General features: G+C 44.3%; 18 protein-coding genes. 2 read left to right on the plus strand and 16 right to left on the minus strand.

Annotation, left to right across the window (positions count from 1 at the left end):
* Positions 1-7 precede the first annotated feature (7 nt).
* The 7 genes from ACRRQV_RS13820 to ACRRQV_RS13850 all read right to left on the minus strand — a co-directional run bounded on the left by ACRRQV_RS13820 (position 8) and on the right by ACRRQV_RS13850 (position 9,024).
* The gene (locus ACRRQV_RS13820) at positions 8-1,564 is read right to left on the minus strand and encodes a response regulator (protein WP_432531843.1); all 1,557 of its coding nucleotides are present in this window, start codon (positions 1,562-1,564) and stop codon (positions 8-10) included.
* Between the two features lies 1 nt (position 1,565).
* Positions 1,566-3,005, minus strand: coding sequence for a histidine kinase (locus ACRRQV_RS13825; protein WP_432531845.1), 1,440 nt, complete (start codon positions 3,003-3,005; stop codon positions 1,566-1,568).
* The gene (locus ACRRQV_RS13830) at positions 3,002-3,979 is read right to left on the minus strand and encodes a sugar ABC transporter substrate-binding protein (RefSeq protein WP_432531847.1); all 978 of its coding nucleotides are present in this window, start codon (positions 3,977-3,979) and stop codon (positions 3,002-3,004) included. Before ACRRQV_RS13830 ends, ACRRQV_RS13825 begins: the two co-directional genes overlap by 4 nt.
* A 466-nt stretch (positions 3,980-4,445) precedes the next feature.
* Complete coding sequence (locus ACRRQV_RS13835; protein WP_432531849.1) at positions 4,446-5,621, minus strand: sugar ABC transporter permease; 1,176 nt, start codon at positions 5,619-5,621, stop codon at positions 4,446-4,448.
* A 12-nt stretch (positions 5,622-5,633) separates the two neighbouring features.
* Complete coding sequence (locus tag ACRRQV_RS13840; RefSeq protein ID WP_432531851.1) at positions 5,634-7,154, minus strand: ATP-binding cassette domain-containing protein; 1,521 nt, start codon at positions 7,152-7,154, stop codon at positions 5,634-5,636.
* 87 nt (positions 7,155-7,241) lie between these two features.
* Positions 7,242-8,384, minus strand: coding sequence for a sugar ABC transporter substrate-binding protein (locus tag ACRRQV_RS13845; protein ID WP_432531853.1), 1,143 nt, complete (start codon positions 8,382-8,384; stop codon positions 7,242-7,244).
* A 286-nt stretch (positions 8,385-8,670) separates the two neighbouring features.
* A complete protein-coding gene (locus tag ACRRQV_RS13850) occupies positions 8,671-9,024 on the minus strand; it encodes a hypothetical protein (RefSeq protein WP_432531855.1) in 354 nt (117 codons plus the stop codon).
* A 327-nt stretch (positions 9,025-9,351) separates the two neighbouring features.
* Here ACRRQV_RS13850 and ACRRQV_RS13855 point away from each other — a divergent pair, with 327 nt between their 5' ends.
* Positions 9,352-9,552 carry a hypothetical protein gene (locus ACRRQV_RS13855; RefSeq protein WP_432531857.1) on the plus strand — a complete coding sequence of 67 codons (201 nt, stop codon included), beginning with the start codon at positions 9,352-9,354 and terminating at the stop codon, positions 9,550-9,552.
* A 118-nt stretch (positions 9,553-9,670) separates the two neighbouring features.
* Here ACRRQV_RS13855 and ACRRQV_RS13860 read toward each other — a convergent pair whose 3' ends face one another.
* Both ACRRQV_RS13860 and ACRRQV_RS13865 read right to left on the minus strand, forming a co-directional pair.
* Positions 9,671-10,375, minus strand: coding sequence for a DUF2294 domain-containing protein (locus ACRRQV_RS13860; protein WP_432531859.1), 705 nt, complete (start codon positions 10,373-10,375; stop codon positions 9,671-9,673).
* A gap of 78 nt (positions 10,376-10,453) precedes the next feature.
* Positions 10,454-11,152 (minus strand): Na-translocating system protein MpsC family protein, encoded by a 699-nt coding sequence (locus tag ACRRQV_RS13865; RefSeq protein ID WP_432531861.1) that lies wholly within the window; start codon positions 11,150-11,152, stop codon positions 10,454-10,456.
* A gap of 342 nt (positions 11,153-11,494) precedes the next feature.
* Here ACRRQV_RS13865 and ACRRQV_RS13870 point away from each other — a divergent pair, with 342 nt between their 5' ends.
* Positions 11,495-11,728: a hypothetical protein gene (locus ACRRQV_RS13870; protein ID WP_432531863.1), complete on the plus strand. Its 234-nt coding sequence runs from the start codon at positions 11,495-11,497 to the stop codon at positions 11,726-11,728.
* Positions 11,729-11,958: 230 nt separating this feature from the next.
* Here the strand turns inward: ACRRQV_RS13870 and ACRRQV_RS13875 are convergent, their stop codons facing one another.
* The 7 genes from ACRRQV_RS13875 to ACRRQV_RS13905 form a co-directional block, all read right to left on the minus strand.
* Positions 11,959-12,819, minus strand: coding sequence for a PPK2 family polyphosphate kinase (locus tag ACRRQV_RS13875; protein WP_432531865.1), 861 nt, complete (start codon positions 12,817-12,819; stop codon positions 11,959-11,961).
* Between the two features lie 150 nt (positions 12,820-12,969).
* Positions 12,970-13,473, minus strand: a complete 504-nt coding sequence (locus ACRRQV_RS13880) for an SRPBCC domain-containing protein (protein WP_432531867.1) — start codon at positions 13,471-13,473, stop codon at positions 12,970-12,972.
* 43 nt (positions 13,474-13,516) lie between these two features.
* Entirely contained in the window at positions 13,517-13,849 is a 333-nt protein-coding gene (locus ACRRQV_RS13885; RefSeq protein ID WP_432531869.1) for an ArsR/SmtB family transcription factor, read from the minus strand.
* Positions 13,850-14,153: 304 nt separating this feature from the next.
* Complete coding sequence (locus tag ACRRQV_RS13890) at positions 14,154-14,729, minus strand: DUF2269 family protein (RefSeq protein WP_432531871.1); 576 nt, start codon at positions 14,727-14,729, stop codon at positions 14,154-14,156.
* Positions 14,730-14,771: 42 nt separating this feature from the next.
* Positions 14,772-15,212, minus strand: coding sequence for an Ohr family peroxiredoxin (locus tag ACRRQV_RS13895; RefSeq protein ID WP_432531873.1), 441 nt, complete (start codon positions 15,210-15,212; stop codon positions 14,772-14,774).
* 63 nt (positions 15,213-15,275) lie between these two features.
* Positions 15,276-16,436 (minus strand): dihydrolipoamide acetyltransferase family protein, encoded by a 1,161-nt coding sequence (locus tag ACRRQV_RS13900; RefSeq protein ID WP_432531875.1) that lies wholly within the window; start codon positions 16,434-16,436, stop codon positions 15,276-15,278.
* A 23-nt stretch (positions 16,437-16,459) separates the two neighbouring features.
* The gene (locus tag ACRRQV_RS13905; RefSeq protein WP_432531877.1) at positions 16,460-17,485 is read right to left on the minus strand and encodes an alpha-ketoacid dehydrogenase subunit beta; all 1,026 of its coding nucleotides are present in this window, start codon (positions 17,483-17,485) and stop codon (positions 16,460-16,462) included.
* Positions 17,486-17,497 lie beyond the last annotated feature (12 nt).

A 17,497-nucleotide genomic window follows, 5' to 3' on the forward strand; every position in this document is an offset into this window, starting at 1 on the left:
TCCGCCACTATTCAACAACCGCCAAACTTTTCTTGCCGAGCAGCGTTTTTCGGTATTCTTTCGGCGAGACTGATGCATTTTTTTTAAATACTTTGCTGAAGTAGTTGGGCTCATGATAACCCACTTCGAACGTAATTTCTTTAATGCTTTTCGAAGGGTCTGCGAGCAGTTTTTTCGCTTTTTCAATGCGGCATTCTGTTAAAAAGTCGATGTAATTGACCCCGAGTTTTTCTTTAAACATTTTACTGATGTAAATCGGGCTCAACCCCACTTTTTGGCCAAGCGCTTCAAGTGAAATGTCTTGATGCGAATGGTCGCTAATATACTGTTTGATTTGATGCATTGCATCCGCTTCCAGCTGCCCGTAATGCAGCAAATACGACTGTTTCATTTGGTCAAGCAAATGGCCGGTTTCCGCACGCAGCTGCCGGCTGTCCTGGGCTTGGAACGTATAAAAAGGCGTCTCTGCCTCGATGCCGATTTCGCTCATGACCCGTCTGGCAATCCACAACAATTCTAATACCCGCTGCTGAATCTGCAAAAGGTCCGCACCTTCGTTTTCGTAGCTTTGAATGATGTCCATTGCATATGTCCGGACTTGCTCCCATTGCCCAAGGCGAATTTGGTCAAACAACAGCTTTTCCCCTTGTTTGATGAGTTTGCCCCCTTGCCCTTCCCCGATATCCGGCACGTCCGCATAAAAACGGTATTTAACGGGCAAGCTTGAATCCATCGTAGCGATTAAAGATTCCTGATAGGATTGGCGAATTTCTTCCAACGACCCGCAGACATTGCCGACGCCAATAAACCACTCGGTTCCTTGCTCCAGTTTTGACACCGAAAGAATGTCCTTTGCAAGTGAAATTGCTTGGGAACGGAATGATTTTTCGGGCTCCCGAAATACAATAATGGGGAGCTGCCGGCCATACAACGCACCGACCCAGCCGCTCTTTGTTTTTCGCACTTTTTCTTTAATGGCCGAATAATAGCTCCCTGAACCTTCCGGCAATAAAACACTCATGACAAATTTTTCATTGGTTGAGCGGATATCAAGCATTTCGACCAGCATGTCCAAATGCACTTCATGGACATGATCGAACAGCAATTGCGTCACCACATCCGTTTCAACGAGCGTCAAGGCTTTTTGCAGCGAGTTTTGCTGGGCTTGGCTGGCCTCTAAAAACTTCCGCTCTTCTTCGTTTTGATTTAATACTTTTCCAACAGTCGCTACAATTTCACTAGCTTTGCTCGGTTTCAGCAAATAATCTTTGACCCCGAGTTTAATGGCTTGCCGCGCATAGTCAAACGTATCAAATGCCGTAATCATGACAAATTTGATTTCCGGATGCTCTGCACTTATCCGCTCCACCGCTTCCAGCCCGCTCATTCCCGGCATTTTAATGTCCATCATAATTAAATCCGGTTTGAATTCACTGGCCATTTCGACAGCAAGTTTACCGTTTTTTGATTGCTTAATGACCAGCTCTGGATAGGCTTTTTGCAAAATCGCTTGCAAACCATCCCGCTCGAGTTGTTCATCATCCACAATTAGGAGCTTCATCATGTTATTCAGCTCTCCTTATTTTCGGTATTTTTAACACGATTTTTGTGCCCATTCCTAAGCCGCTGTCAATTTCGATCACGTCTTCACAGCCGTAAAAAAGGCGCAGCCTTCTGACAACGTTGCTGAAACCGATTCCGGACGTATGCCCTTCTGTTTCCCCTTGGCGTTCTTCCAGCACGTGCTTGATTTTCTCTTCTTCCATTCCATTGCCATTGTCTTCAATTTCAATACGGACTTGGTCGACAGCATCGATAATGCGAAACCAGATTGCGCTGCCCTCTTCATTCGGCTCAATTGCATGGATAACCGCGTTTTCTATGATAGGCTGAAGTGTCAGTCCAGGTATTTGGACATTCAAGCACGATTCATCAATCTCCATCTCCAAATGCAGCCGGTCGGTAAATCGGGCTTTTTGAATATCCATATATTGCCGCAAGACAATTACTTCCTCACGAAGCGTAACGGGCTTTTCCAGGCGTTTCAAATTATAGCGCAAGATGCCTGCAACACTGACGAGCAAATCACTTGTTTCCTCAGCGCCTTCCAAATAGGCTTTTTTTGAAAGGATATTCAAGGTATTAAACAAAAAATGCGGATTGATTTGGCTTTGCAGGCTTCGCAGCTGGCTTTCCTGCAACAACAATTTGCTGCGCTGCAACTCGTGCTTGAGCTGCGCCTTTTCTTGGATTTCCACGATCAAATTATTCGTGTTGATGCGCATGCGTTCGAAGGTTTCCGCAAGAAACGAAATTTCGTCATTCGACTCCACTTTGATGGGCAGATCAAACCGGCCCTTGGCCAATTCGTTCGCCGAATGCGTCAGCTTTTGAACAGGCTTTGTGATGCTCATCGAAAACCAGTACGTCATGACCAATAATACAAATGTAATGAGCAGCAACAGCCATATCCCCAATTGCCTTAGTTCGGCCGATTGTTCCATGATGCCCCGGTAAAAGCGTTCGTACGTTTTCAGTTCGCTATCAATCAGCGTAAGCGTCGTTTCTGAAATGTAATTCGATATCCGGGTCGCTTCGGAAAATTCCCGGGCAGAAGCTTCGGTTTCCTGCTGCGCCCGATACATTTGCGCTCTTCCAGTCGTTTCCGTTAAGCTATCGATCAAGTTCATGTAATTCGTCAACGCAAAATTATTTTCTTCATTTTTCAAATCCCCGATTTCAGCTTTCACTTGTTGAACCTTTTTTTCGCTGCGCTGCAACTGGTCATATCTCTTAAGAGACGGTTCCAACATATAGTTGTTCAAATCGGTTATGACTTGTTGGCTGGAAACGGTAACTTCGTTCAAATTCAAGTAACGCTGCAGCACCGAGTTATATTGATCAAGTGTTTTCTGATTGTAATACGTAAGCGCGATCCAGATGATCGCCATGATAAACAAAACAACCAGAGTCAGCTTCCATATTTTCTTTTGGATGGTATTCATGGGGATTCCACCGCTTTCAGCATCTGAATATCGGTCAAATAACCTTCCATTTCCAGAGGCATGGTTTCATCATCCAGCCATTTCAAAATTAGTTCCACGCTGGTGCTGCCCATTTTTTCGGGCGATTGCTCAATTATGCCGTCAAGCTTGCCTTGACCCAACAGCGCCATCGAGTCGGGCCCATCATCAAATGAATAAATAAAAAACGGCTCCACTTGAAAGCGCTTTCCAATTTCTTGGATCATCACTCCGGAAAAATCGGCATTGATGGAAACAAACGCATCGGCATCCGGCATTTCGTTCAGCACCTGCTGAGTCGCTGAAATGATTTGTTCGCGTGTGTTCCCGGTTTTCGCTGTCAAAATCTTTACTCCCGGCTGTTTTTGCAAAATGTCTTTGATGCCTTGAAGGCGCTGCATTTGATAATGCTCTTGCTGGCTATCATTAAGCAACACAACATTTCCATTCGGCCCCATATCCATCAATAGCTGCTCAGCAATCATTTTGCCTGCCAAATACTGGTCAGACCCTACATAGGTTCTTCTCAAACTTTCTTCCATCGGCACGTCATTTGCGACCGTAATGATGGGTATCCCGTAAAAAGAAGCTTTTACTTTTGTCAGTTCGTTAAACTCTGCTGTATCCATTCCTTGGACAATAATGCCATCAACTTTCGAATAAATCGCTAGTTCAATTTTCTCTAAAAATTCCTTTTCATTATTGCCATAGCTTCCCCATACTTCAAGGCTCGCCCCTTTTTTCTGTGCTTGGTCCATCGCGCCTTTTGCAACTTGGTCCCAAAAAGGCGTTTTCATGTTTTTGGAAATCAGCACGAGACGCTGTTGCGGCCCTTGTAAATCCGTCGATGCCGGCAGTTGCCAATCAGAACGAAACACTTTTTCGGCTGATGTGAAGGTGAAATAAAAAAGAAGGGCGCATAAGAAACACAATAAAACTATGCCGGTTTTTCGCAAGGGAAGTGTCTCCTTTTTCGAATTGTGAATTATTTTTATCATACCATAGGTTCAACGGGGTTCAAGGTGCTGTTTCGGAGCTTAGAGTTTTAGTAACGACGTTGTTTTGTACTTATTGATATTCCGCAAAACAGCTGTGAAGACATTGGCCAAAGGAAGTTTGGCCGATGTCTTTGCGACGAGCTTGCGCAGGAGCACAAGGTTTTATCGCCGTGGGCTCGCGCCGAAGGAAGTTCGGTCGATGTCTTTGCGACGAAGTGCGCAGCACTGCAACGGTTTTTTGTTTCGAAGCTAGCGATGCGGTGCAGAGACAGGAGTGCTACTCGCTAAAATAAGAACCAGTAGAGCCATGTCCAAAGCGTCCGAAGCAGTTTTTAAAAATCTAATTCTTTAGTTCAATATAGTTTATTCTTTTATATAGAAGAAAAAAGAGAGACTGCTAGAGCCTCTCTTTTTTCCATATAGATTAACCCCGTTTTTTGCGGGTCATAACATCGAAAATTACAGCTGCGGCCAAAACGCCGCCGCGGATGATGTATTGATAGGAAATTCCGACACCCATCAAGTTCATGCCGCTTGTCAACGAAGCCATAACGATGGCCCCGATAATGGCGCCGGTTACTTTTCCGACACCGCCGGCAGAAGATACCCCGCCGACATATGCGGCAGCGATGGCATCAAGCTCGAACAGCGTACCGGCTGTCGTTGTTGCAGACTGAAGGCGGGAAGTGAACAAGATTCCTGACAATGCAGCAAGCATTCCCATAGAACCAAAAACAATGTACGTTACTTTTTTTACGTTGATGCCGCTTAAATGGGCAGCTTCCGGATTGCTTCCCACTGCATAAATGTGGCGGCCTAGAACCGTTTTGGTCGTCAGGAAATGATAGATGATGACAACGACCAGCATAATGACTACCGTCCATGAAAAACCGTTGTAACCCGCTAGAATATACGTGATATAGGCAATGACTGCCGAAACCAAGATAAGTTTCATGGCGAAAATGCCTTTTGAAACCACTTCAAATTGGTACTTGATTTTATTGCGGCGGGTTGAGAATTCACTGTAAATATAAAGGAGAATGCCGATCAAACCGATGATCAATGACAACAAATGCAAGCCGTTCACTTCTGCAAGCGACGGGATAAATCCGTTGCCGAGCGCATTGAATTTATCGTCATTGACGATTATCGTTCCGGTCCGTTCGGTTACGAGAAGCAGCGCCCCTCTGTAAATAAGCATCGCAGCAAGTGTTGCGACAAAAGCCGGAATGCCGAGCTGAGCGATTAAAAATCCGTTGAACAAGCCGGCAATGATGCCAAATACTAAAATAGCCGGAATTGTGATATACACCGACACGCCCATTTGCGTCAGGAAAATCGCCGCAATCGCACCGAGAAATCCAGCAGCGAATCCGACCGATAAATCAATGTGGCGTATCACAATAACGAGCGTCATCCCGACTGCCAATACGGCGATATACCCTGCTGAATCCAATAAATTACTGATATTTCGGGAAGACATGAACAACCCGTCTGTCAAAATCGAGAACGTTACCAAGATGATGAACAAGGCAATATACATCCCGTAATCACGTATATTTTCTTTGATTAGAAATTTCGCTTCATTAAAAAAAGTCACCGCTATTCCCCCCTATTGCGTCGCAAGCTCCATAATTTTTTCTTGGCTGGCTTCTTCTATTGCCAGCTCGCCTTTGATTTTTCCTTCACCCATCACGTAAATGCGATCGCTCATGCCGAGCACTTCGCCGAGTTCAGAAGAAATCATGATAATGCTTAACCCTTCGCTGATGAGCTTGTTCATGATCGTGTAAATTTCAAACTTCGCCCCTACGTCGATGCCCCGCGTCGGCTCATCCAAAATGAGCAATTTGGGCCCGACAAACAGCCATTTGCCGATCGATACTTTTTGCTGATTGCCGCCGCTCAAATTGCCGACGTTCTGCTCCAGCGAAGACGCTTTAATATTGATCGATTTTCTATATTCGCCTGCTACTTTGATTTCTTCGTTGTCGTTGATGATGCCATTTGATGAAATGCCTTTTAAATTCGCGGCGGTGACATTGTTTTTAATGTCTTGCAGCAAGAAAAGGCCATTGCCTTTACGGTCTTCGGTCACGTAAGCAATCCCTGCCTTAATGGCGTCTTGCGTATGAGGAAGTTTTTTCGGTTTGCCGTTCAATAAAAGCTCACCTTGCAATTTATACGCTTTCGGATTTCCGAAAACGCTGAGTGCCAGTTCCGTGCGTCCCGATCCCATCAAACCGGCAATGCCGACAATTTCCCCTTTTTTCACATGAAGGTTGACGTCTTTTACGACCTCGCGGCCAAGTTCGGCATCATACGCCGACCAGTTAAACAACTGAAGAATTTCTTCTCCTGATGTTTTGTGGACGCGTTTCGGATAAATGTCTTCAATTTCGCGGCCGACCATGTTTTTGATAATGACGGCTTCGGAAATCGGTTCGCTTGAAGCATCCAAGGTGCAAATGGTTTGGCCGTCGCGAAGCACGGTCGCCTTGTCTGCAATGGAAATCACTTCTTTTAATTTATGCGAAATCATGATGCAGCTGATGCCTTGCTGCTGCAAATCTTTCAACAGCTTTAATAAATTTTCGCTGTCATCTTCATTAAGTGCGGCCGTTGGTTCATCCAAAATCAGCAGCTTGACGTCTTTGCTCAACGCTTTTGCAATTTCCACCAACTGCTGCTTCCCGACGCTTAAATCTTTAACCAGCGTTTCGGGATTGACATTCAATTTCACTTTTTGCAGCAATTTCTTTGCTTGAACGATTGTTTCGTTCCAATCAAGAAATGCGCCGCGCTTCACTTCATTGCCGGCAAAAATATTTTCGTACACCGTTAAATCTGGAAATAACGCCAGTTCCTGGTGAATGATGACGATTCCGTCTTTGACGCTATCGTTTATATTGTTGAACTGCTGCACCTTGCCTTCATAAACGATGTCGCCTTGATATGTACCATAAGGATAAACGCCGCTCAGCACCTTCATCAACGTAGATTTTCCAGCCCCATTTTCGCCGATCAAACAGTGAATTTCGCCTTTTTCCACTTTGAAATTGACATTGCTGAGCGCTTTGACTCCTGTAAATTCCTTGGAAATCCCTTTCATCTCTAAAATAGCTTCGCTCATCGATATCCCTCCTTTAACAAAAAACAAAAGCAATGACGAAATAGTGATAGACGGATCCATCACTATTTCGCGTTTTGCTATAGTTATTTACTCCAACCCTGTGAACTCGCTTGCTTCATAGTAGCCGGAATCAATCAATTCAGCTTTAACGTTGTCTTTATTTACTGTAATTACATCTGTTTGTTTTGCTTTTACTTCTGTTACACCGTTGTCGTATGTCCCAGTAGTTTCTGGATCGCTGCCTTCAAGAACAGTTACAGCCATATCCATCGCATCTTTTACAAGTGTGCGGACATCTTTGAATACCGTCATCGATTGTTTCTCATCAATAATGTACTGAATAGAAGCTTTTTCAGCATCTTGCCCAGTGATTGTGTAGTTTGTTACTTCGCTGTCTGATGCGAATACGTCAGCGATTGAGCGCGCTGTGCCATCGTTTGGCGCCAAAATCGCAATGTCGCCTTTCATATCTGCGCCCACGCCAGTCAAATGCGTTTGTGCTTTGTTTTTCGCTTCATTTGGATCCCAGTTTGTTGTAACTTGGCCCAAAATTTTGCCCAGCTGATCACGTGAAAGTTCAGCAGTATCTTTCAATGCTTCCGCTTCGCTTGAGTTGGCAATTTTAAAGGTGCCATCTGCAATTTTTGGCTGAAGAACGCTCCATGCTCCTTGGAAGAACAAGAACGCATTGTTGTCAGAAGAAGCGCCCGCATACAAGTACAATGGCACGCCTGATCCTTCAGCATTGTCGATCAAGTATTGCGCTTGAGCTGCACCAACAGCCAAGCTGTCGAACGTTACGTAGTAATCTACTGCTTCAGTGTCAGTGATCAAACGGTCATAAGCAATAACCGTAACATCGTCTTTTTTAGCTGATTCTACTGCCGCTGCTGCCGCTGCTCCGTCGTGCGGCGCGATGATCAAAACTTTGATTCCTTTGTTCAGCAAAATATCCACGTTTTCTTTTTCTTTCGCAGAAGATCCTTGGCTGAATAAAATCTCAGTCGAATAGTCCGTTTCAGCTAACGCATCTTTAAAGCGCTGCTCATCTTGCACCCATCTTGGTTCATCTTTAGTTGGCAATACGATGCCGACGTCAACTTGACCGCCACCGCCGCCTCCCCCTTCACTGCCGCTGCCGCTTTCTCCTCCGCCGCCGCATGCTGCTGTGATTAATGCAACAATCATAAGCATGAGCAGAAGCGAGAACTTTTTGCTCGTTTTCTTCATATCCATTCCCCTCTCAAACTGTTTTGTCATTTCCTACAAATTTAATTATATCGGGGCAGAGCCGTTATGAAAGCGCTATCACTAGCAATCTTTTAGCATTGCCTATACTTTCTTAACATTCCATGATTTCATTTAACAAATTCTTTAAACGAATTGAAAAACCCAGCAATCCTCTGGTAATGGATTGCTGGGGTGCGTTGGATAGATCTTTTGTTTTCGTATAGATGATTCATTTTTGTTTTTCATAGATAAAAGTACCATAAGTGCATGCAGACTTCTGCAACTATTAATATAGCCCCGTTCCACTTAACTGCAGCAAGGTTTTGACAATGTATCTTTTAGCAAGCTCTTCTTCATCAAAGTACTTTTTATCAAAGATATGCCCTCTTTCCCTGAAAAAGGTATACCATTTTCCATCTTCCCTATAATAGTGAAAGCCTTCAACCAGCGCATCTTTGCTTGAAAACTCGTTTTGTGGGAGTCCATGGACAACTGTGTATTCATACACTTCTTCATTACTTACCGTAAAAACTTCAGAGTATTTATGTATCATCATATTGTTCACGCCTAAGGTTTTGCATGCAAAGTCCAAGGCGCTCCCATAAAGAAGGATTCGTATCTGTGTTTCTTTATCAACCAAGTCTCTCACCTCCTTTTCATTTTTTCATACAACTTCTTTAAAATTAGGGTATTTTTTCTCAAATAAGTCAACTTCTACTCTTTCCTTCAAACAGAAAATCAAGTATAATAAACGTACTTGGAAAACAGTAGCGTTTCCATCTTCGAATTAAACCGTACAAAAAAAGAACCATTTTAACTAAGGAATTTATAGGAACTAAAATAGAATCTGATATATGGTAATCTGTTGCAGACAGTAGCGCTGCTAATAAAGCCGAAAAACATCGTTATCGATGTTTTTCGGTTTTTTTCGTCCTTAATCTTAGTTCAAGGGAAGGAGTGCACACGAATGACTTACTTTGTTGATCACTTAAAAAAACAAATTCATCGCCGGATGTTTGCAGGGGATGCCTGTGGATTTATGTCTACACCGTTCGGCAAAAGAGAATTTACAGATTCTCATACGTATATTTATCAGTTAGAAGAAAAGGATGCTTATAGTGAATGCCCCAACTGCCAATCCTTTCAAGGTTTAACAGAACAGGTTTAAGGCAAGCTCAACCTTATTTGAGATAAAAAATTAAAAATGATCCGCCCCTCTTTAGTTGAAGTTATTTAACAATGGAGGGGCAGTTCTCATTTACAGGGAAGTTTAATCGAGGCTTTTCTTATTGCTTCGCTTCAAGCCCTTTCGGTTCCAATAAAAACACGATATAACCCACATCCGCCTCGAAGTTCCAGTCAAAGAAGGTTTCACTTACGCGCCGGTTTAATACGGCCTCTATCTGAACCTCGCCAAGCATTTGATGCTCCAGCGGACGCTTGCACAATTTCAATACTTCCTCATAACCGTTTTTGATCAATTCTTTTTCAATCTGCACCAAAATCTCAGAACGGCGGACCAGCAACACCCGGTCGCTTAGCCAATACGACTCAACACGGCCAGGCACTTTTTCTGCCTTTCGGCTCGCTTCTTCCATTTCTTTCTTAAAGGCCTGCTCCACTGCATCGTCTGTCCATTTCCCTGCTTCTAGTTCTTCTTCTAGGACCCCGATAATCATGCCCGTCTCTTTTATCAGGTCCCAATCGGCATAGAGTTCTTTCACCTCAACCGCTGCCACTTCCTTAATCCCTTCGATGATTTCCTGCTTCAGATCCACCATCATCAAATCCCTTGTTTCCAATACGCGTTTCAATTCATTCTGCTTAACCAGAAGTCGTTCTGGCGGTGCGAGGAGTCCGCGGAAATGGACGGTGACAAATGAACGGTTGATGGTGACATAGACCGATGTGGGGCCTTTACCAAAATGCTTGCGAAAGACACCGGAGATATAGCCTCCGATTTCAGCTTGGACTGTTTTTTCTTTTGACATTCAATCGCCCCCTTTTCTTTGAGTAAACGCTTTTAGCCGTGGGTTTCATTGGAGGAGAAGAAAAGTGGCCTGTATCGCCTAGTTTGTTTTCGCTCCCAAGATGAAGACCATATAGGCTTTGTCCTCAATGAAATTCCAGTCGACAAACAAGTCGTCGATTTCTTGATTCATTACAGGTTCCAATTTAAAGAATTTCATTACGCGGTGTTCGAGCGGCCGCTTGGCCAACCTCAATTCTTCAATCACCCCGTTTTTGATCAATTCTTTTTCAATATCAACCATGATGCCCCTCCGCTCAACCAAGACCGTGGTGTCATTCAACCAATAGCTCTTAATCGTTTCGGGTGCTTTTTGCGTGATTTTACTGATTCTGATGACGATCTCGTGCAGGGCTTCTTGATTTACGTCTTCCGGATAAATAAAAGACGCTGGGTCTGCTTCCACATCCAGCACCGCAATCAGCAGGCCGCTTTCCTTTTCAAAGTTCCAGTCAGCGTAGATTTCCTTCACGCTAAATCCTGCAAGCTTCGCCAGCTCTTGGAACAGTTCCGGTTTGACGGCGTTAAGCAAGAGATCCCTTGTCTGTCCAACCCGTTTGGCTTCCTTTCTTTTTAAGAGAATGTTTTCACCCGGAAGTGAAAAACCGATCAGGTGGATCGCAATAAAAGGATTTCGGATGGCTGCCTTCACAGAGTTTGGAGCTTCGCCGAATTGGCTCTGCAAAAAAGAAGAGATAAAGTCTTCGATTTTCGTTTGGACCGTTTTATCATTTGTCATAACTCAAGCTCCTTTTTGGCAAATTCTTTTATTTGTAGAGTCACGAAGGACAAGAGCTAGTTGATACGCAAGTACCGCCGATTCACCTTGCCTCTACTGCTGAACGTTTAGGTGATATAGGTTTATTACCCTTGCTTTCCCTTCGTGAATCCCATTTCTTTTATACTTACAGCAGATGGCCACTTTCCTTTGGCCATGCTTCCAACTATTCCATCTGTTTGTTTAAATAGTTCAAGAGTTTTTTGATTAAATGGCAAAGAACCGGGTAAAAAACTTATAAAAAGAACTGGCATCTCTTGGAGCTGAAAACACTACGTCACAGAAAGAAAGAACGCGATTGTTATGAAGTTGGAACACATTAAAAGTCTATTGCAGCTTTCGTGCACCTTCAATTTTTCTTCCATCAGTCATTCCTTCACAATTGGCGAGAAGGAAACGCTAACCGTGAAGTGCCTAAAAGATACGTACCTGCTAGAAGTTACCTCCAATGAAAAGCAGCAGGCCGAATATTACACGTCGATTGATCAAGCGGCTCAAGCCCTTTATATAAAAATTAACGCCAATAAAACGAACTGACTTTTTCAGAAAAGAAGTCAGTTCGTTTTTTTAGGATGGGAAAACATCAGAAAACGTTCGTAAATGAGCTAAAACACTTTACGAACGTTCATCGTTTTTTACCTCCTCCAATCATAAAATTGATTATTTACTGGGTAAGCTGCTAAAGAAATTTGAATCCTTCCACTAAAGCGCCAAGCTAAAAAGCCTGCCTGAAAATCAAATGATTTTCAAGCAGGCTTTCTAACTTATTACTCATTTTCCAAAATCTTGATTGCTTTATCCAGCTCTTCTTTTTCTTCTCCAGTAATTGCCGGGTATTGCGGATTGATTTTTTGCAGCAGTTCCGCCATAACTTCCGAAACAATGTACCGGGAATACCATTCATCATCTGCCGGCAGGACGTACCACGGGGCATATTCAGTCGACGTGTGGTTGAGCATGTCCTCGAATATGTGCTGATAGCCGTCCCAATGCTGTCGTTCTTTTACATCGTTAAATGAGAACTCCCAGTTTTTATCCGGGTTCTTCATGCGTTCAAGCAGCCTCTTTTTCTGTTCTTCCTTCGACATATTGAAAAAGAACTTGACGACTGGAAAGCCATTCTCCACTAAGTATTTTTCGAAATTATTGATTTGCCGGTAACGGATGTCCCATATGTTTTCATCGATCAGTTCATCCGGAAGCGGCGTCGATTCCAGCAAATTATGGACTCTCGGTGCAATGACTTCCTCGTAATAAGAACGGTTAAACACCCCGATTTCGCCTCTTGCCGGCAATCCTTTGTGGAATCTCCACAAATAATCATGTGCCAATTCTTCTTCCGTCGGCTTTTTAAACGATGTCACTTTCAGCCCTTGGGCGGTCAAATTAGAAAAGATATAGCTGATGGTTTCGTCTTTTCCCGCAGCGTCCATTGCCTGCAAAACAACAACAATGCCCTTTTCTTCTTCCGCTTGAAGTTTCAAATGCAGTTCTTTCAGTTTTTCTATGCTTTCAGGAATCAGTTTTTCACGTAATTCTTCTTCATTCAAACCATTTTGTTCCGAACTTGCGAATGTTTTAAGATCCACTTCTTGATCTTGTTTCACCAAATATTTGCTTGTGTCCATTTAGACCCTCCTCGCACTTTTAGTGTTGTTGTTCTTGTTATTGCCGGTGTGGGGAGAATAAAACCTACCATTTAGTCGATAAAATGGCTTTATTGTGAACCAAAAAAGAGCAGCGCCTTTGCAAAGACCCCACTCTTTTATTTCCTCTTCTTATTGTAAATTCAAGTACCCGTCCAAACGGTCGAATGTTTCGTCCATGCCTTCCACTACGCCCATATCCAAAACTCTTTGAAGTTCTTCTTTGGTTTCGAACAACGATCTGCTGATGATTTTTGTTCCGTTTCCTTCTTCAAAAAATTCAGAGATGACTTTGATAATGGGCATCCCATCCACATTGTTTCCTTTATCATCACTGAAAGAATCGGTATACACGAGCCGTTCCGGTTTGACGATTTCTTCATAGACCGCCTTGCCCCAAGCTTCCGTTCCATCTTCCTCGGAACGCATGCAATAATGCCAAACTCCGCCAGGCCGGATATCCATTTGATAATTAGTTGTCGTCCAGCCATGCGGCCCCCACCAATTGACAATATGCTCAGGATTTACAAACATGTCAAAGACCAACTCTCTTGGGGCAACAAAAAACCGTTCCATAATCAGTTCAAGCCCTTCGACTCTTGAAACAGAAGCGTTGGATTCGCGGTTAGTGGACATTGAAAATCCTCCTTGTTGGTTTAATCCCAAAAGCAAGCAGCAATTATGACTCTTCTCCCTCCTTTTCTTGTTTTTGTACGTCCTCTAAGTATTGCTCCAATTGGCTGAACCGGTCTTCAAAAAGGTGGTGATAACTTTCCACCCATTTTTGAAGCTCCATAAAAGGCTCGGGATTCAATTCATACACCCGGCGATTCGCCACTGGATGGACAACAACAATGCCGGCCTCACTCAACACACGGAGATGTTTGGATGCTTGCGGCTGCCGAAGATGCAGCCGTTCTGCTATTTCTCCCACGGTTAAGGGCCCTTGCTTTAACAGTTCAACGATATTTAAACGATTGGGTTCAGCTAATGAAGTCAACAGTGTTTTCATGCCTATAATATACGCCGAATTGAATATTCCTGTCAAGGAATATTATCTGAAATTTTGCTATATAAGTTGAACTAAAGAAGGTGCTTTTTATAAGCCGCTTCGGTCGCTTTGGGAAGAGCAAAGAATAGTGCTCCTGCGCAAGCTCGTTGCAAAGATATGACCCAAACTCCATTTGGTTCATATCTTTGCAGCTGTTTTGCGGAATATCGACAAGTCGAATACTTAGTTCAACTTATATAGTTCTGTTTTCTTGAGAAACCCGTCTAGGATATTCTCCTAAACGGGTTTATTGACCTGTATTTTCTCAACGGAACGAGGCCGTATCTGGCGCTTCTGTTGGTTTGGCTTTAGCCAGTATCCGGTTTGACAACATGATTCCAGCTGCTGCGGCAATCACCATGGTCACCAGTGAACCAATAAGCGGCAGTTTGACAGCCATTAAAAACAGAATGCCAACGACGAGCATTGCCATTGTAGAAACGGAAGTCCAAAGACCCCGGTCTCTCACTTTTCTCATCAATTCAGCAGAAGGAACCGTTTCGGTTTCAAACTCGGCAGCCTCTAGTATTCCTTTCAAACGGCGAAGATTGATGACCGGCCCTAAAAAACTGAGAACGAGAAGCACGGCCAGCGATACGTTGATCCAAGCGGTTCCCCATCCCCAAGCAGCAAACACCAAATACAGTCCTGGCAGAAGAATAATTAATGTGCTGAGTGGAAAAAGCGCATCGGTTTTTACAGCAAGGCTGGACCATTGCCGAATTGCTATTGTTTCTTTTGCCTGCAGCATTGAAAGCATTGCTACAGTAAGAATGGCCATAGCCATAAACATGGTTACCGCTCCTAAAATGTGAAGGAATAACACGACGTTGTAGAGCATAGAACTCTTCTCCTTCTTAAAGCCATTTATTCGCAAGTCCAATCAAGCCATGGCCACATAAGAAACAGCCGTTAGTGTTACTTCAATATTGTTTTTCATAGCTTTGGAATAGGGGCAGAGCAAATGCGCTTTGTCCGCTAAAAGTTGAACTTCTTCTTTTTCCAACCCTTGAATAGCTAACTCAATTTTTACCGCCAATTTAAAACCATTGTCGGATGGATCTGGGTGCAATTCAATGGTCGAGGCGACAATTGGTTCCCCAGTAATTCCTTGTTCTTTTAGAATTCTGGCTAATGTAAAATTGAAACTGGTGCTGTAGCCAAGCGCCAAAAATTGTCCTGGATTGTTGCCGTCTCCTTCGCCGCCCATTTCAATCGGGTGTGCCACACGCGCCGAAAAAGAACCATCTGCCAAAAAACTGACGCCACCTGGTCCGCCAACATTTTTAGCGGTTGTCTGAAAGATAAAACCGGAGCCAGCCATCTGTTCCATCTCCTTAATGTTTTTTAATATGCCTAATGCGCCAAGTTTCCAAAGGACTCAAAATTATTTCCCTAGTAATCGTCCCGTTTCTTCAATCACTCGTACGAGATCACTTAAAAACTGGGCAGCCGGTGCCCCGTCGATTGCCCGATGGTCAAATGTTAAACTTAATGGCAACCGCATCCTTTCTGCCATTATTCCATCACGCAGTTCAAGATGTGGCTCGATTTGCCCAATCCCCAGTATCGCTGCTTCCGGAGGATTGATAATGGGTGTAAAGAATTGGATGTGGTATTGCCCCAGGCTTGTAATTGTAAACGTACTGCCTGAGCTTTCATTGACCGATAGCTTTCCATTCCTTGTTTTTTCAGCAAGTTCCATCAAGGTTTTGTGCAAGTCAGCCGGCGTTTGTTTATTGGCATCTCGGACAACGGCCACTTGCAAGCCTTGGATCGTATCAATCGCAAATCCGAGATGAATGTATGATTTTGGCTGAACAGATGCCTCAAAAACATGTGCATTCAGCGCCATATGAGCGGGAAGTGTCTGGGCGACTGCCGCTCCAATCAATGCGGTCCACCCGATCACTTCATCAATTGCTGCTTTTTTTTCCTCAAGATCGGTTACATCTGCCCACGATGTAATCGTCAATTGTGCGCTGTCTTTTAGGCTTTCTGTCATCCTTCTAGCAATTACAGCACGTATGCCTTCAAATGGAATTCCTTCATTTAGATTGTTCGTCTGTATTTCGCTTTGTTCCAAGGAATTCCCAGCCGCCGCCCGGCGAATGTCTTCTTCTGTAATCTTTCCGTTTCTGCCTGTGCCGCCGACCATTGGCAATTGAACGGCCAGTTCTTTGGCGAGCCGCCGCAGTCCCGGAGCCACGCGCATATTGCTCTCTTCAACCGTCGGCGTTTCTTCTATGGCTGCCTGCGATTTTACTTGAGTTACGTTCTCTTTTTTATAGTCATCCTCTTCCTTTACACCGCCTGCAGGATCAATCGTTGCCAATACTTCACCTGCTTTAACAGATTCGCCTCTTTCGACGAGAATATCCCGGATGGTTCCGCTAATTTCCGCTTCGATTTCGGTAATGGCTTTTTCGGTCTGCACCTCCACAAGCCGGTCGCCTTCTTTCACTTTATCCCCTTCGGAAACGAACCAGATCACAATCAAGCTTTCATCGATGTCTTCCCTATATTGCGGCAGCCGGACTTCAAACATTCCCCCACCTCCAGTATTCCTCGCTATTCCTCATGCACCAGTTTTTTTACGTGTTCAAAGATTTTATTCGGTCCCGGAATGACGAAATCTTCGAGCGGCGCGCTGTAAGGAATTGGCACGTCGGGCACCGCAAGCCGGCCAATCGGCGCTTCTAAATCATAAAATGCTTCTTCGGCCACAATCGCGGCGATTTCAGCCGTCATGCCATAAGAGCGGTAATCTTCGTCAACGACAAACAATCGCCGCGTTTTCCGAACGGATTGAAGGATCGTTTCTTTGTCAATCGGCGCAACAGATCGCAAATCAATGACTTCCGCTTCGATGCCTTCTTCTTTTGCTAGGCGCTCCGCTGCTTGGACCGCATAATGCGTCATCATTTGAATTCCGACGATGGTTACGTCTTTGCCTTCCCGCACTACTTTCGCTTTATCGAGCGGCACCGTATAGGCTTCTTCTGGCACATGAGCCACTGATGCATCCAGCTGTTCCATCCAACCAAGCCCCTGAAGCGATTTGTGAAACATGAATAAAACCGGATTGTCGTCGCGGATCGCCGAAATCATCATGCCTTTTAAATCATAGGGATTCGATGGTGCGACCACTTTCAGGCCGGGCATATGGCCGAATGTGGCGTAAAGCGTTTGGGAATGCTGCGCCGCATCGTTATAGCCGCCTCCGACAGCGGTCATCAATACCATCGGCAAGCGGACATTTCCTCCTGACATATACGGGATCTTCGCCATGTGGTTGTAAATTTGATCCATGCAGACGCCGAAAAAGTCAACGAACATCAATTCTGCAATCGGCCGCATTCCTTCTGCCGCTGCTCCAATTGCAGCGCCGATAAAGGCGGTTTCTGAAATCGGTGTATCAAGTACCCGCTCTTTCCCAAAGCGATCAATCAATCCTTGAGTCGAACCGAAGATCCCCCCGTATTTCCCGACATCCTCTCCGAGTACGAACACATTCGGATCCCGTTCCATTTCAAGCGCTATTGCTTCAGCCATTGCTTTATTCCCTGTCAGTATTCTTTTTTTCGCTGTCTCCATTCCGGATTTGCC

The sequence above is a fragment of the Planococcus sp. YIM B11945 genome (genome assembly GCF_050864155.1).
Classification (GTDB): domain Bacteria; phylum Bacillota; class Bacilli; order Bacillales_A; family Planococcaceae; genus Planococcus.